This is a genomic window from Azospirillum aestuarii, from assembly GCF_016632405.1.
Lineage (GTDB): Bacteria > Pseudomonadota > Alphaproteobacteria > Azospirillales > Azospirillaceae > Azospirillum > Azospirillum aestuarii.
Genome location: NZ_JAEPIV010000001.1, coordinates 596,386 through 611,071, shown reverse-complemented (window position 1 = coordinate 611,071; position 14,686 = coordinate 596,386). Strand labels below are relative to the sequence as shown.

Annotated in this window: 13 protein-coding genes; all 13 read right to left on the bottom strand. The window is 70.4% G+C overall.

Annotated features, from left to right (window positions below; all coding sequences use genetic code 11):
- Position 1: 1 nt before the first annotated feature.
- The 13 genes from leuC to dcd all read right to left on the bottom strand — a co-directional run bounded on the left by leuC (position 2) and on the right by dcd (position 14,629).
- On the bottom strand, positions 2 to 1,408 hold the full coding sequence (leuC, locus tag JJL56_RS02785) for a 3-isopropylmalate dehydratase large subunit (RefSeq protein WP_200484104.1): 1,407 nt from the start codon (positions 1,406 to 1,408) through the stop codon (positions 2 to 4).
- Positions 1,405 to 2,814: an FAD-dependent oxidoreductase gene (locus JJL56_RS02780; RefSeq protein WP_200484103.1), complete on the bottom strand. Its 1,410-nt coding sequence runs from the start codon at positions 2,812 to 2,814 to the stop codon at positions 1,405 to 1,407. The genes leuC and JJL56_RS02780 overlap by 4 nt, the downstream gene beginning before the upstream one ends.
- On the bottom strand, positions 2,811 to 3,425 hold the full coding sequence (locus JJL56_RS02775) for a cysteine hydrolase family protein (RefSeq protein WP_200484102.1): 615 nt from the start codon (positions 3,423 to 3,425) through the stop codon (positions 2,811 to 2,813). The genes JJL56_RS02780 and JJL56_RS02775 overlap by 4 nt, the downstream gene beginning before the upstream one ends.
- Positions 3,422 to 5,500 carry a hydantoinase/oxoprolinase family protein gene (locus JJL56_RS02770; protein ID WP_200484101.1) on the bottom strand — a complete coding sequence of 693 codons (2,079 nt, stop codon included), beginning with the start codon at positions 5,498 to 5,500 and terminating at the stop codon, positions 3,422 to 3,424. Before JJL56_RS02770 ends, JJL56_RS02775 begins: the two co-directional genes overlap by 4 nt.
- Positions 5,501 to 5,519: 19 nt before the next feature.
- Positions 5,520 to 7,265, bottom strand: coding sequence for a hydantoinase B/oxoprolinase family protein (locus JJL56_RS02765; protein ID WP_200484100.1), 1,746 nt, complete (start codon positions 7,263 to 7,265; stop codon positions 5,520 to 5,522).
- Positions 7,262 to 8,164, bottom strand: a complete 903-nt coding sequence (locus tag JJL56_RS02760; protein ID WP_200484099.1) for an isocitrate lyase/PEP mutase family protein — start codon at positions 8,162 to 8,164, stop codon at positions 7,262 to 7,264. The genes JJL56_RS02765 and JJL56_RS02760 overlap by 4 nt, the downstream gene beginning before the upstream one ends.
- A 95-nt stretch (positions 8,165 to 8,259) precedes the next feature.
- Positions 8,260 to 8,973 (bottom strand): ABC transporter ATP-binding protein, encoded by a 714-nt coding sequence (locus JJL56_RS02755; RefSeq protein WP_145623728.1) that lies wholly within the window; start codon positions 8,971 to 8,973, stop codon positions 8,260 to 8,262.
- Positions 8,966 to 9,712, bottom strand: a complete 747-nt coding sequence (locus JJL56_RS02750; RefSeq protein ID WP_145623729.1) for an ABC transporter ATP-binding protein — start codon at positions 9,710 to 9,712, stop codon at positions 8,966 to 8,968. The genes JJL56_RS02755 and JJL56_RS02750 overlap by 8 nt, the downstream gene beginning before the upstream one ends.
- Positions 9,699 to 10,697, bottom strand: coding sequence for a branched-chain amino acid ABC transporter permease (locus JJL56_RS02745; protein WP_145623730.1), 999 nt, complete (start codon positions 10,695 to 10,697; stop codon positions 9,699 to 9,701). The genes JJL56_RS02750 and JJL56_RS02745 overlap by 14 nt, the downstream gene beginning before the upstream one ends.
- A complete protein-coding gene (locus JJL56_RS02740; RefSeq protein WP_200484098.1) occupies positions 10,694 to 11,566 on the bottom strand; it encodes a branched-chain amino acid ABC transporter permease in 873 nt (290 codons plus the stop codon). Before JJL56_RS02740 ends, JJL56_RS02745 begins: the two co-directional genes overlap by 4 nt.
- Before the next feature lie 109 nt (positions 11,567 to 11,675).
- Positions 11,676 to 12,920, bottom strand: coding sequence for an ABC transporter substrate-binding protein (locus JJL56_RS02735; protein WP_145623731.1), 1,245 nt, complete (start codon positions 12,918 to 12,920; stop codon positions 11,676 to 11,678).
- Between the two features lie 5 nt (positions 12,921 to 12,925).
- Positions 12,926 to 13,795: a UTRA domain-containing protein gene (locus JJL56_RS02730; protein WP_200484097.1), complete on the bottom strand. Its 870-nt coding sequence runs from the start codon at positions 13,793 to 13,795 to the stop codon at positions 12,926 to 12,928.
- A 249-nt stretch (positions 13,796 to 14,044) separates the two neighbouring features.
- A complete protein-coding gene (gene dcd, locus JJL56_RS02725) occupies positions 14,045 to 14,629 on the bottom strand; it encodes a dCTP deaminase (RefSeq protein ID WP_145623733.1) in 585 nt (194 codons plus the stop codon).
- Positions 14,630 to 14,686 lie beyond the last annotated feature (57 nt).

Below are 14,686 nucleotides of genomic sequence, written 5' to 3'. Positions count from 1 at the left end.
CTTACGAAGCTCCCAGCTTGCGGACATCGGTAAGTTTGCCGGTCACGGCGGCGGCGGCGGCCATCGCCGGGCTCATCAGATGCGTGCGCGCGTTCGGCCCCTGCCGGCCGGGGAAGTTGCGGTTGGTGGTCGAGGCGCAGCGCTCCCCCGCCGGGACGAGGTCGCCGTTGATGCCGACGCACATCGAACAGCCGGGCTCGCCCCATTCCAGACCGGCGTCGGTGAAGACGCGGTCCAGCCCCTCCGCCTCCGCCTGACGGCGCACCGGGACCGATCCCGGAACCACCAGCCCCGGCACCACGGCGCGGCGGCCGCGCAGCACGGCGGCGGCGGCGCGCAGATCCTCCAGCCGGGCGTTGGTGCAGGACCCGATGAAGACGCGGTCGATCCCGACGTCCTCCAGCCGCGTGCCGGGGATCAGACCCATGTAGTCGAGCATTTTGCGCATCTGGCCGGCGCGCACCGGGTCGCTCTCGGCGCCGGGATCGGGAACCGCGCCGGTGACCGGAACCGCGGTTTCCGGGCTGGTGCCCCAGGTGACGGAGGGGGCGATGGCGGCGGCGTCGAGCGACACCTCGCGGTCGAAGTCGGCGTCCGGGTCGCTGGGCAGGGTCCGCCACTGCGCGACGGCACGGTCGAACAATTCCCCCTTGGGAGCGTAATTCCGCCCCTCGATCCAGGAGAAAGTGGTGTCGTCGGGGGCGATCATGCCGGCCCGCGCCCCCGCCTCGATCGACATGTTGCAGACGGTCAGCCGGCCTTCCATCGACAGGGCGCGGATGGCGCTGCCGGCGTATTCGATGACGTGGCCGGCCGCCCCGTCGGCGCCGATGAAGCCGATCACCGCCAGGATCAGGTCCTTGGCCGTCACATGCGCGCCCAGCACCCCGTCGATGGTGACGCGCATGGTCCTGGGCCGGCGCTGCCACAGCGTCTGGGTCGCCAGCACATGCGAGACCTCGGTGGCGCCGATGCCGAAGGCGAGCGCCCCGAAGGCGCCGTGGGTGGAGGTGTGGCTGTCGCCGCAGACGATGGTCAGGCCCGGCAGGGTCAGCCCCTGTTCCGGCGCCAGCACATGAACGATGCCCTGCGCCGGGTCGTGCAGACCGAAATGGCGCAGACCGTGACGCCCGGCGTTGGCCTCCAGCATCGTCACCATGTTGGCGATTTCGGGGTCGGCGATCGGCTTGGCGCGGCTGTGCGAGGGCACGTAATGGTCGGCGACGGCGAAGGTCAGCTCCGGCCGGCGCACCGGGCGTTTGGCGTGGTCGATCATGCCGAAGGCGTGGAACGAGCCCTCGTGCAGGAAATGGCGGTCGATGGCGAGCAGCGCCTGACCGTCCGGCCGGGTCGCCACCAGATGGGCGTCCCAGACCTTGTCGAACAGGCTGCGGGGGTGCTGCGTCATTGAGTGTTCTCCTCCCTCACTGCCTCCGCGGCGGCGGCCCCGGCGATGCGCCCCAGCGCCACCGCGGTCAGCAGCCCGTTGCCGGACAGATAGCCGGACGCCTTCGCTCCCGACACGCCGCAGGCGGCCCCGCCGGCGGCGTAGAGGTTGGGCAGCGGACCACCCTGCCCGTCCAAGACGCGAGCGTCGTCATCGACAACCAGCCCGCCCTGGGTGTGGAACAGGGCGCCGGTGACTCGGACCGCACGGAAGGGTGCGACCAGCGGCGCAGAGCCGGCGAAATCCCGGCCGAAGCCATCGTTCCCCCCCTCGACCTTCAACCGGTCGACCTCGGCCAGCGTGGCGGCCAGCGCCGCCGCGTCGATCTTCATCTGACAGGCGAGGTCCGCCGGATCGTCGGCGCCGAGCACCGCGCCCATCGCCTCGGCCTGCCGGAAATCCTCGAACTGGCGGGCGACGGCGGCGATGCGCTCGTCGAAGACGGTCCAGGCGATGCCGTCGGGCTGGCGCAGCACGACGGCGGCCTGCTCCGAATAGCCCTGCGCCTCGTTGGAGAAGCGCTTGCCCTCGGTGTTCACCTGCACGCCGCCTTCGGTGACCGTCGCCCAGGTGACGAGGATGCCGGCGGGATGGGCGACCGAGCCGTGGCCCTGGTGCCCCGACAGGTGCCGCGTCGCCGCCCCCAGCGCCTCGCCCCAGAGCAGCGCGTCGCCTTGATTGCCGGGATGGCCGAAATAGAGCGCGTCGGCCAGTTCCGGGACATGGCGCTCGACCAGGGCCCTGTTGCCGCCATAGCCGTTGCAGGCGAGGATCAGCGCCGCGCAGCCGACCCGCTCGACGCTGCCGTCGGGCCGGGTCACTTCCACGCCGCGGACACGCGGGCCTTCGGCGTAGAGCGCGGTCACATGCGCCTCGCACAGCACGTCGATGCCGGCGGCTTCCACGGCGCCGCGCAGCCGGTCGATCAGTTCGGCCCCCGACCGGCTGGGCAGCCCGTGCATGCGCCGGGCGCTGTGGCCGGGATAGGTGAAGTTGTCGACCACCGAGAACGGCAGGCCATAGCGGTCGGCCAGCCATTCCAGCGCCGGGCCAACCGCGTGGGCGACGCGGGACACGTTCGCCGGATCGGGCTCCCCCTTCGCCTTGGCGATGATGTCGGCGGCAAAGAGTTCCGCGCTGTCCTCGATCCCGGCGGCGCGCTGCCAGCGGGTGCCCGGCGCCGGGATCAGACCGGCCGACAGGGCGGTGGAGCCCTGGGGCAGCGCGTCGCGCTCCAGCACCAGCACCTCCGCCCCGCGCTCATGGGCGGCGAGCGCCGCGATCATCCCGGCCGCACCGCCGCCGATCACGACGACGGGCACCGTGAATTCGAACGTCACGCCCTCGCCGGGCAGGATGCGGCTCATGGCGCGGACAGTTCCTCCAGCATCGCCGCGACCGTCGCCACGCGGCAGACCGGGCGCAGGGCGGCGACCGAGACGTCATGGACCTGCGGCGTGAAAGCGGCGCAGCCGTCCTCCAGCAAAATGGTGTCGAAGTCGCGGACATGGGCGTCGCGCACGGTGGAGGCGACGCCGCCGTTGGTGACGATGCCGCAGACCAGCAGCCGCTCCACCCCGCATTTGCGCAGCACCCACTCCAGCCGCGACATGTAGAAGGCGGAATAGGCGATCTTCTCCACCTCGACATCGACGGGCTGGAGCGTGTCCACGGTGCGGTGCCCCCAGCCGCCCGGCTGGAAGTCGCCCTTGGTCAGGAAGGGACGCAGCGCCTTCAGGTGGGGGGAGATCATCGGCTCGCCGCCGCGGCCGGGAACCAGGGTGAAGTTGGTCGAGATCACCCAGCCGCCGCGCGACCGCAACAGGTCGGCCAGCGGCTTCACCCGCTCCGGCAGGGCCAGGATTTCCGGCGCCGTCTGCCCGGCGCGGCCATAGGCCCCCTCGGCGTGCAGGAAATCGTTCTGCAGGTCGCAGACCAGCAGCGCGGTGCGCTCCATGGGAATCGCCGCGGCGCTCATCGGGCGCTCCTTTCCACGATGACGTTGCCGAAGCCATCGACGCGGGCGCTCAGGTCGGGATCGATGACGGTGGTGGCGTCGGGCTGCTCCAGGATCGCCGGTCCCTGGATATGCGCGCCGACCGGCAGGTCGAGGCGGTTGTAGACCGCCGTCTCGTGCCACGCCCCGTCGAACCACACAGGCCGCGCGCCGGCACGGGCGCCCTCCACCGTCGTGCCGGCGGCCGGGGCCAGCGCGGCGAGGTCGAAATGCGGGCGACGGCCGATGGCGGCGGTGCGCAGGTTGACGATCTTGGCACCCACCCCCGGCAGCAACCGGCTGAAGGAGGCCTGATAGGCGCGCTCGAAGGCGGCGCGGATGGTCGCCTCGTCGACACCCGTGGTCCCGTTCGCCACCGACAGCGGCAGCGGCACGGCGACCGTGTGGGTCTGGCCGATGTAGTGCATGTCGAGTTCGAAGACGAGGTCGATGCGCTCGACGCTGAGGCCGGCGGATTCCACCACGGCGCGGGCGGCGGTCGCCTCCTCCACCATGCGGCGGTCGAGCGACGCGGCGTCGATGCCGGCCAGCGGCAGGTTCACCGTCTGCACCTGATCGTGGCGGATGTCGGCGATGACGCAGCCGAGCGCCGAGGTCACGCCGGGGAAGCGCGGCACCAGCGCCGCCTTCAGCCCGACCTCCTTGATCAGCGCGCCGACATGCAGCGCGCCGCCGCCGCCGAAGGGCACCGCGGCGAACTTGGCCGGGTCGTGCCCGCGCTCGATGGAGACGAGGCGGATGGCGCCAGCCATCTTGCTGTTGGCGATGCGCACCACCGCCTCTGCCGCCGCCATGACGTCGAGGCCCAGCGGCTCGGCGACGTGGGTGGCGATGGCGGTGCGGGCGGCGTCGACGTCGAGCCGGGCGAGCTTGCCGCCGATCGGACGCTCCGCGTTGATGCGGCCGAGCAGCACGTTGGCGTCGGTCAGCGTCGGGCGGCTGTTGCCCTGGCCGTAGCAGACCGGCCCCGGCCGCGAGCCGGCGCTCTCCGGCCCGACCTGGAGCATGCCGCCAGGATCAACCCCGGCGATGGAGCCGCCGCCGGCGCCGATGGTGGTGATCTCGATCATCGGCGTGCGGACGACCAGACCGAAGTCGATGGTGGTCTGGGCGGCCAGCATGGTCTGCCCCTCCACCACCAGCGACACGTCGAAGCTGGTGCCGCCGAGGTCGCCGGTGATGACGTTGGGGAAGCCCGCCGCCTTGGAAATCGCCGCCGCGGCGATGACGCCGGCCGCCGGTCCGGACAGGGCGGTGCGCACCGGCAGGCGCCGGGCGGTGTCGGTGGACATGACGCCGCCGTTCGACTGCACGATGTGGAAGCGGCCGCCGAACCCCTCCCCGGCCAGCGCGTTGTCGAGCTTGGCGAGGTAGCTGCCGACCACCGGCTGGAGATAGGCGTTGAGCGCGGTGGTCGAGGTGCGCTCGAACTCGCGGATCTCCGGCAGGATGCGCGACGAGCATTCGAGGTTGGCGTTGGGCCAGACCTCGCGCGCCGCCTCCAGCGCCGCCAGCTCGTTGGCCGGGTTCGCGTAGGCGTTGATGAAGACGATGGCCAGCGCCTCCGCCCCCATGTCTGCCAGACGGCGGGCGGCGGCGCGCACCTCCTCCGGATCGACGGCGGCGCGGACGGTGCCGTCGGCCAGCGTGCGCTCGGTCACCTCCAGCCGCAGGTCGCGGTCGACCACGGGGACGAAGTCGCCCCACAGGCCCCAGGTCTGGCGGCGGTCGCGGCGGCGCATCTCCAGCACGTCGCGGAAGCCGGCGGTGGTGATCAGCCCGACCTTGGCGCCCTTGCGCTCCAGCAGCGCGTTGGTGCCGACCGTGGTGCCGTGGACGATGGAGCCCAACTCGACGACCGGGCCGAAGCTCTGCAGGCCGGCGAGGAAGCCGACTGCCTCGTCGCCGCGGTTGGACGGGACCTTGGCGGTGCGGAAGCTGCCGCGCGCCTCGTCGTAATGGAACAGGTCGGTGAAGGTGCCGCCGACATCGACGCCGACGATCGCGCCACCGGGGATAGAATTGCTCGTGCTCATGGTCTTGGTCCCGGATTCGTCAGGCGGCGGGGGATTCGCGGAGCGCCGCGGTGGCAGCGACGTCGAGCGTGCCGTCGTCGGTCAGCGCCACGCCGTAGGCCCTGCGCGCGGCCTCGGCGCCGAGATAGCCGAGCCGCACGTCGCGGGCCACGGCCACGGCGTCGCGGCGGAACGGGTCGCCCCAGCCGCCGCCGCCGGGCGTCTCCAGCCGCACGCGCTGGCCGTCGCGGACCTTCACGTCGGTGACCTTGGAGGCAAGCGGCGGCGACTTTTCGCCCTCATCGCTCTGCCACGTGAAGCGGTTCAGCGCGGCGGGCGTGCCGCCGGCCACCCCGAAGGGCGCGAAGACGCCGCGCTCGCCCAGCAGGAAGACGTCGGCGGCGGTCAGCGCCTCGATCTCGTAGACGGCGCCCAGCCCGCCGCGGTGCAGGCCGGCCCCGGCGGAATCGGGGCGCAGTGCCCATTGGGTGAACATCACCGGATAGGCGGCTTCGAGGATTTCCACCGGCGGGATGGTGGCGGTGGAGATCGGGTTGTTCGCGTGGTTTAGCCCATCGCTCTCCGGGTTGCCGCCCAGGCCGCCGCCGAAGAAGGAGAACATGACCCAGCGCGAGCCGTCCTGGCGGTGGCCGGCCAGCGACAGCGCGTTGATGGTGCCGAAGGGGGCGGCGGTGGCGCGGGACGGGTCGGCCAGGGCCAGCGCGCCGAACACCACGCCGATGACGCGCAGGATGGTCTCGGTGTAGCCGCCGACCGGCTTGGGCGGCTTCACCGCCAGCAGCGTCGTCTCGGGGATGACGAAGGTGATCGGGTTGAGGCAGCCGGCGTTGGCTGGCACGTCGGTGAAGACATGCTTCAGCGCGACGTAGCAGCAGGCCACCGCCGTGGAATAGGCGATGTTGAGCGGCCCGGCGCAGGGTGCGGCGGAGCGGGAGAAATCCAGCACCATACGGTCGCCCGCGATGGTCAGGTCGAGGGCGATGCGCAGGCGGTCGGCGGTGATGCCGTCGTTATCGAGATAATCCTCGAAGCTGTAGGTGCCGTCGGGCAGCTTGGACAGGGCGCTGCGCATCAGCGCCTCGGCCCGCGCGGTGAAGGCGTCGAAGGCGGCGGCGACGGTGTCCTCGCCATGCTCGTCCAGCAGCTCGGTCAGGCGGCGGACGCCGAGGTCGAGCGCGTTGAGCTGCCCGTTCAGGTCGCCGTAGTTGGACACCGGCACGCGGGAATTGGCGGCGAGGATCGCCAGCAGGTCGTGGTTCATCACCCCGGCCTTGACCAGCTTCACCGGCGGGATGCGCACGCCCTCCTGGAAGCTGTCGGTGGCCCGCGCGTTGAAGTTGCCCGGCACGTTGCCGCCGATGTCGAGCCAGTGGCCGACCGACGCCATCCAGCAGAACAGCCGGCCCTGGCGGAAGATCGGCCGCACCAGCCGGAAGTCGTTCAGATGGGTGCCGCCGTCGTAGGGGTCGTTGAACAGGAAGATGTCGTCGGGGTGCAGGTCGCCCTCCCGCGCCACCTTGTCGATCACCGCCTTGACCGCAAAGGCCATGGCGCCAACGAAGATCGGCAGGCCGTTGGTGCCCTGGACCAGGGTCGCGCCGGTCTCGGCGTGGTAGAGGCCATGGCAGGCGTCGCGTGCCTCGGCGATGATCGGGTTGAAGGCGGAGCGGTAGAGCGTCGCGTCCATCTCGTCGGCGATCTGCTCCAGCCGGCCCTTGAGGACGGCCAGCGTGACGGGGTCGATTGTGGGGCTTTTGGTGGTCATGCTGCGTCCTCCCGATTGGTGGAGGTGAAGTCCTTGTAGGTTTCGCCGAGCGCCAGCATCTCCGGCGTGCCGATGAGATCGTTCAGCGCGTTGAAGTCGAACATGCGGTCGCGGAAGGGCTGGGTGGTGCCGTGGGCAGCCAGCGAGGCGTAATAGTCCTGCGCCTGCCGGGCCAGCGCCCGCACGATGCCGCCGGGGAAGATCACCAGCCGGTAGCCGAGATCGCCGAGGTCGGCGGCGGAGCTGATCGGCGTCTGCCCGCCCTCCACCATGTTCGCCAGCAGCGGGCGGATGCCGCCGAGATCGGTGGCGATGGCGGAGAGCTGCTCGCGGCTCTTCGGAGCCTCGACGAACAGCACGTCCGCGCCGGCCTCGACATAGAGGCGGGCGCGGTCGAGCGCCGCCGGGACGCCCTCCACCGCCACCGCGTCGGTGCGGGCGATGATCAGCGTGCCTTCGCTGGTCCGGGCGTCGACCGCCGCCTTGATCTTGCCGGCCATCTCGCCGGCCGGGATCACCGCCTTGTCGGTCAGGTGGCCGCAGCGCTTGGGAAAGCTCTGGTCCTCAAGCTGCAGTGCGGTGGCGCCGGCCCGCTCGAACATGCGCACGGTGCGCTGCACGTTGAGCGCGTTGCCGTAGCCGGTGTCGGCGTCCACCACCAGCGGCGTCGGCACGCGGTCGCGCACCAGCGCGATGGTGTCCGCCACCTCGCTGACCGAGACCAGCCCAATGTCGGGCCGCCCGAGCCGGGTGTAGGCGATGGCGGCCCCCGACAGATACAGCGCCTCGAACCCCGCCGCCGCCGCCAGCGAGGCGGTGAAGGCGTCGTAGACGCCGGGGGCCAGGACGACGCGATCCTGGGCCAGTCGGTCCCGGAAACTCATGCTGGGGACGGTCATGTCAAGCGCTCCCCCCGGTACCGGTCCGCGAAGCCGTCGCAGCACCACCGGGTCAGGGTTGAGAGATGTCGGGACAGGGCCGGAGCACGCATCGCTCACAGCCCCAGATAGGTGCGTTTCAATTCGGGGTCGCGCGCGATCTCGTCGGAAGGTCCCGACAGCGCGAAGACGCCGTTTTCGAGGATGTAGGCGCGGCGGGCGACCTCCAGCGACTGGACGACGTTCTGTTCGACCAGCAGGATCGCCAGCCCGTCCGCATTCAGCTTGCGGATCAGCCCGAACATCTCCTCCACCACCAGCGGCGACAGGCCGAGCGACGGCTCGTCGAGGATCAGCAGGAGCGGTTCGGCCATCAGGCCGCGCCCGATGGCGAGCATCTGCTGCTCGCCGCCCGACAGCGTGCCGGCAAGCTGGCCCTCGCGCTCCTTCAGGCGGGGGAAGGTCGTGAAGATGCGCTCCAGGTTCCGCGCCCGGTTCGGCTTGCCGCGCCGGTAGCTTCCCAGCTCCAGATTCTCGCGGATCGACAGGTTGGGGAAGATCTTGCGGCCTTCCGGCACCTGGATCAGCCCCTCCTCCACGATGCGCGCGGCGGAGCGGCCGTCGATGCGGCTGCCGGCGAAGCGGATCTCGCCCTCCCAGGGCGGCAGCACGCCCGACAACACCTTGTTCAGCGTCGTCTTGCCGACGCCGTTGGAGCCGAGGACCGTGACGATCTCGCCGTCCAGCACGGCCATGTCGATGCCGCGCAGCACCTCGGTGGCGCCGTAGCCAGTCTTCAGCCCCTGGATGCTCAGAAGCGCCTCAGCCATGGGCCGCCCCCTCGGCCGCCAGACGGGCGGCGGCGCCGTGGCCGAGATAGGCCTCGATCACGCGGGGGTCGGCGCAGACGGCGGCCGGCCTGCCCTCGGCGATCATGCGGCCCTGCGCCAGCACATAGACGCGCTCGCACAGGTTCATCACCGCCTGCATGACGTGTTCGATCATCAGGATCGTCACCCCTTCGTCGCGGATGCCCCGGATCACCGGGATGATGTCGCGGATCTCCGACGGGTTCAGGCCGGCCAACACCTCGTCCAGCAGCAAAAGCTTCGGCTCGGTGGCGAGCGCGCGGGCCAGCTCCAGCCGCTTGCGCCCGGCCACCGTCAGGCCGCCGGCCGGCCGGTCCAGCTCGGCCGCCAGCCCGACGCGGCGGGCCACCTCGCGCGCCTTGGCGATGGCGTCGGCGCGCCTGGCGTGGCGCAGATAGGCGCCGACCGCGATGTTCTCGCACACCGTCAGCCCGGCGAAGGGCTGGACGATCTGGAAGGTGCGGCCGATGCCGCGTTCGGCGCGGCGGTGCGGCTCCTCGCCGGTGATGTCGGTGCCCTCAAACAGAATCCGCCCGTCGCTCGGTGCGACGAAGCCGGAGATCATCGAGAATAGCGTGGTCTTGCCGGCGCCGTTCGGCCCGATCAGGCCCACGATGCCGCCCGGCTCCAGCGCGAGCGACGCGTTGTCCACCGCCATCAGCCCGCCGAAGCGCTTGGACACGGACTCAACGGCCAGCATGGGACACCTCCTTGGCGCCGCGCGCCACCAGCCCGCGCCCACGGTCGCGCAGCCGCTCCAGCAGGCCCAGGATGCCGCCGCGGGCGAAGGCGACGGCCAGCACCAGCACGCTGCCGAAGACGATCAGGTCGATGCCGGGGATGCGTCCGGCGAACTGCTTGGCGAGTTCGCCCAGCCCGTGCAGGGTCAGGGCGCCCACCACCGGCCCGAAGACGGTGCCGACGCCGCCGATGATCGGGGCGAGCAGCAGCTCCACCGAGATCCAGCTGCCGTAGGCGATGTGGGCGTCGATGTAGAGGAAATACTGGGCGTAGAGGCAGCCGGACAGCGCCGTCACCGCGCCCGACAGGGCAATGGCGCGCAGCTTCACCTTCAGGGAATCGACGCCCAGCGCCTTGGCCGCGTCCTCGTTCTCGCGCACCGCGACGAGCTGCGCACCGAAGCGGGAGCGCTGGATCCAGCGCGTCAGCAGCAGCACGCCGGTGACGAAGGCCAGGACCAGCCAGTAGAAGACGGCGCGGTCGGCGAATTGCAGGTTGGCGGGGTGGACCTCCAGCTTGATCAGCAGGCCGGCGGCGCCGCCGGTGACGGGCGTCGCGTTGGCGAGGATGCGGAACACCTCGGCGAAGGCCAGCGTCACCAGCGCGAAGTAGGACCCGCGCAGGCCGGAGCGGAAGCTGAGGAAACCGATGGCCCAGGCGACCGCCGCCCCCGCCGCCGCCGCCAGCAGCAGACCGGCCCAGGCGTTGACGCCGTAGCGCATCTGCAGGATCGCCGTCACATAGGCGCCCGTGCCGAAGAAGGCGGCATGGCCGAAGCTGAACTGGCCGCCGAAGCCGCCCAGGATGTTCCAGCCCTGCGCGCCCAGCGCCACGATCAGCGTGAAGACGAGGAAGTTCATCACCGGGCTGGACGTCACCACCAGCGGCAGCAGCGCGGCAAGGACAGCCAGGACGGCGATCGGGATCAGGTCGCGCGCGGTCATGCCTTGGCTCCGAACAGGCCGGTCGGCCGCACCAGCAGCACGGCGATGAAGATCAGGAAGACGCCGATCTGCCCCAGGCTGTCGCCCAGGAACAGGCCGCACAGGCTCTCCACCACGCCGATGAACAGGCCGCCCAGCAGCGCGCCGGGGAGCGACCCCATGCCGCCCAGCACCACGACCGTGAAGGCGACCAGCACGAAGGCGCTGCCGATGCGCGGGTTCACGTAGAAGGTCGGCATCAGCAGCCCAGCGGCCACGGCGAGGCAGGCGCAGCCCAGCCCGAAGGTGATGGCGTAGACGTGCGGCACGTCGATGCCGACCAGATTGGCGCCCAGCTTCTCCTTGGCGACGGCGCGGATGGCCTTGCCGGTGTCGGTGCGGTTCAGCACCAGCCAGAGCAGCCCGGTCACCACCACCGCCACCGCCAGCCCGATCACCCGCGGGAAGGACAGCAGCAGCGGCCCCAGCGCGACCACCTGGAACGAGTAATCGGTGTCGAGCGTGCGGGTGTCCGACTGGAAGACCGCCAGCAGCACATTCTCCAGCACGATCGACAGGCCGAGCGTGACCAGCAGAATGTTGCCGTCGTCGCCGTGGCTGGCCGGCCCGATGACGAAGCGTTGCAGCCCGTAGCCCAGCACGAACATCAGCGGCACCAGCGGCACGATCACCAGATAGGGGTCGAGGCCCAGCCACGCCCAGGCGATCCACACCGCGAACATCGCGCAGGTCAGCAGCGCGCCGTGCGCGAAGTTGATGATGTGGAGCACGCCGTAGATCAGCGTCAGGCCGAGGGCGATCAGCGCGTAGACCGCGCCGGTCATCAGCCCGTTCAGCGCCGCTTCCAGGATGATCTGAGGTGAATACATGGCAGCCCGCGCATGAGGGGAGCGATCCCCCTACCCGTCCGGGAGGCCGATGCGCGGCGCCTCGGGACGGGCGAGGGAATTGCGGGAGGTGCGGAGGCGGACGGACCGGTCACGCCGCCGGGAAGTTGACCTTCGCTTCCGCGACGGATTCGGGGAAGATCACCTTGATGTCCTCGCCCTGGATCTGCGTGTTGATCGGGGTGGCGCCCTCGTTCTGGCCGTTCACGAACTTCGTCGGGCCGTAGGGCATGATGTGACCGGCGAAGGTGGAGGCGTTCAGCGCCTCGATGATCGTCTTGCGGTCGGCGGAGCCGGCGCGCTCGATGGCGTCAGCCAGCAGCAGCAGGTTCGAATAGTTCAGCGGAACATTGTAGGCGAAGGACTTGCCCTGCCCCTCCACCGCCTTGCGCAGCGCCAGCGCCTTCGGATTCTTCGGGTCGTGCCAGTGGTTGCAGTCGATGACGTTCTGGGCCGCCTGCGGGAATTCCTTGACGAAGCGCCCGTTCGACGCCGCCCCGCCCAGCACCGCGTAGACGCCCTTCGGCTTGATGCGCTGCTGCTGCATGGTGCGGGCGAGCAGAACGAACTCGCCGTAGTAGTTGGACGGGATGACGAGATCCGGGTTCAGCGAGCGGATGCGCAGCGCCACGTTGGACATGTCGCGCGCCGGGGTCGGATGGGCGATGGTCTCCAGGATCTCGAAGCCGCGCTTGGGCAGTTCAGCCTGCAGCAGCTTGGCGAGGCCGGAGCCGAACAGGCCATCCTCATGCACCAGCACGACGGTCTTGGCCGGCTTGCCGGCCAACTCGTTGATCCTGGTCAGGTTGTCGAGCGCGACCTGGGTGACCTTGCCGAAGCCGGGGCTGAAGCGGAAGGTGTTGGTCAGGCCCCGCGCCATGATCTGGTCCGACACGCCGACATCGACCAGATAGGGCAGATCGTAGCGCGCCGCGGCCTGCGAGGCGGCGAGGCAGATCGGGCTGGCGAAGCCGCCGACGATGGCGCACACGCCCTCGGCCTGCATGCGCTCGACCTCCTGCGTGCCGGCCTCCGGCGTGGAGCGGGCATCGCCGAACACCATCTCGATCCTGGCGCCGCCCAGCGACTTGATGCCGCCCGCGGCGTTGATCTCGTTGATCGCCATCTCGGCGCCGAGCCGGCCGAGGTCGCCGTCATGGGCGAGCGCGCCGGTCACCGGCTGGAGGATGCCGATCTTCACGGCCGGGGTCTGCGCCCGCAGAATAGACGGGGCGGCCACCGGCACCGTCGCGAAGGTGGCGGCCGCGGCGCCCGCCTTGAGCACCGTGCGGCGGGAGATGCCGAAGGGTGCGGAGTCCTGAACCGAACGTCCCATAACGCTCAACTCCTCTGCTTGATGGCCCGCGAGCCGCGGGTGGGCTTTTCGCCCGCATTGTTCTTGTCGGTGTTGGCTTTGTCGGCCTTGGTTTTGTTGGGGGCGCGCGGCCGACCCAGCGCCGGGCTCCAGCGCCGTTCCCCGTCATCGCCGATGCGCACGAGATCCATGTGAAAGCTGTAGCGGTCGGGCCGGTACAGCGCGTGCAGATGCTCCACCCCGCGGCCGGACGGGTCGTGCACGACGCGGGTCAGGGTCAACAGCGGCGAGCCGATCTCCAGATCCAGCGCCGCCGCCGGCTCCGGACCGGCCAGCGTGGCGTTGATCGCCTGGGTCGCCCGCTCGGTCTTCACGCCCGACCGCTCGATCAGCTCCAGCAGCGGGCGCGCCGCCAGCTCCGCTTCCGAATAGGTCAGGCCGAGCCATTCCGGCACATGGGTGGTCAGGTAGGAGAAGGGCTCCCCGTCGATCAGCCGGACACGCACCGACCGCTGGACCCGCTCGCCCGGCTTCAGCCCCAGGCTTTCGGCGATCGCCTCCGGCGGCGCGACATAGCCGAAGGAGAGCAGCTTCACGTCGGTGCTGCGCCCCATGTCGATCAGGTGCGACAGCACGTTGGAGAGGTCGGCGACGATCGGACGGACGCTGCGGGTGTCATGGACGAAGGTGCCGGAGCCGGCCTTGCGCTGCACCAGCCCTTCCTTCTCCAGCAGGTCGAGCGCCCGGCGCACGGTCACCCGCGACACCTCGTGTTCGGCGGCCAGCGCCGGCTCCCCCGGCAGCCGGCAGCCCGGCGGCAGGTCGCCGGCGACGATGCGGTCGCGCAGCAGCAGATAAATCCTACGCGCCTTCAGGGGTTCGACCGCCGACTTCACAGTGCCCCGCCTCCCTCTCGCTGGAAACCGGTGTCTGTCTTTGCACCAGACAGAAACCTGTATGATCTATGATACAGCTTCGGTCAACAGCGATGTTGGGGGTGCGAATGATCCAGGCGCGATCAATCGGGTTCCCGCAGGCACGCGCGGCGGGAGGGCACGGCGGGCGAGGGATGGGCAAGCCGGATGCCCAAAAGAAAAAGGCGCCTCGGAAGGGAGGCGCCTTTTCGTCGTTTTCGTCGTTTGCCGTCAGGACTGTTCCAGGTTGATCCGACTTGGCAGCGGGTCGAGCTGGTCGCGGTATTTGGCGTCGGGGCGCGCGGCGTAGGGCTTCGAGGTCGGCGACATCAGCGTCTCGAAGCTGAGGGCGCAGATCCGCATGCCCGGACGCAGCGCCAGCGGCAGCCGTCCGCAATTGAAGAATTCCAGCGTGATGCGGCCGTTCCAGCCCGGATCGATGGTGTGCGCGGTGGCATGCACCATCAGGCCCAGGCGGGCGAGGCTGCTGCGGCCGTCCAGGCGGCCGGCGATGTCGTTGGGCAGGCCGATGCGCTGGACGGTGATGCCAAGCACCAGTTCGCCCGGATGGAGGAAGAACGGCTCGCCGACGGGAACCTCGACCCGGTCCATCAGCTTGTCGGGAACCTGGCTGGGATGGCCCTCGGGCGGGGCGAGGTCGACGAAGGCCGCCTTGCCCGGCGGGAAGACCTGGAAGGCGCTCCCGAGTTGCAGGTCGACCGACATAGCGCCGATCTGGCTCTCGGCCGGCAACGGGTCGATCTCGATGCGTCCTTCGGCGAGGTATCGGCGAATATCGACGTCTGACAGCTTCATTCTTTCCGACCCTCCTGTCGAAACCGCAATCGGCGCGGCTCCGGTCGCTTTCCTGGC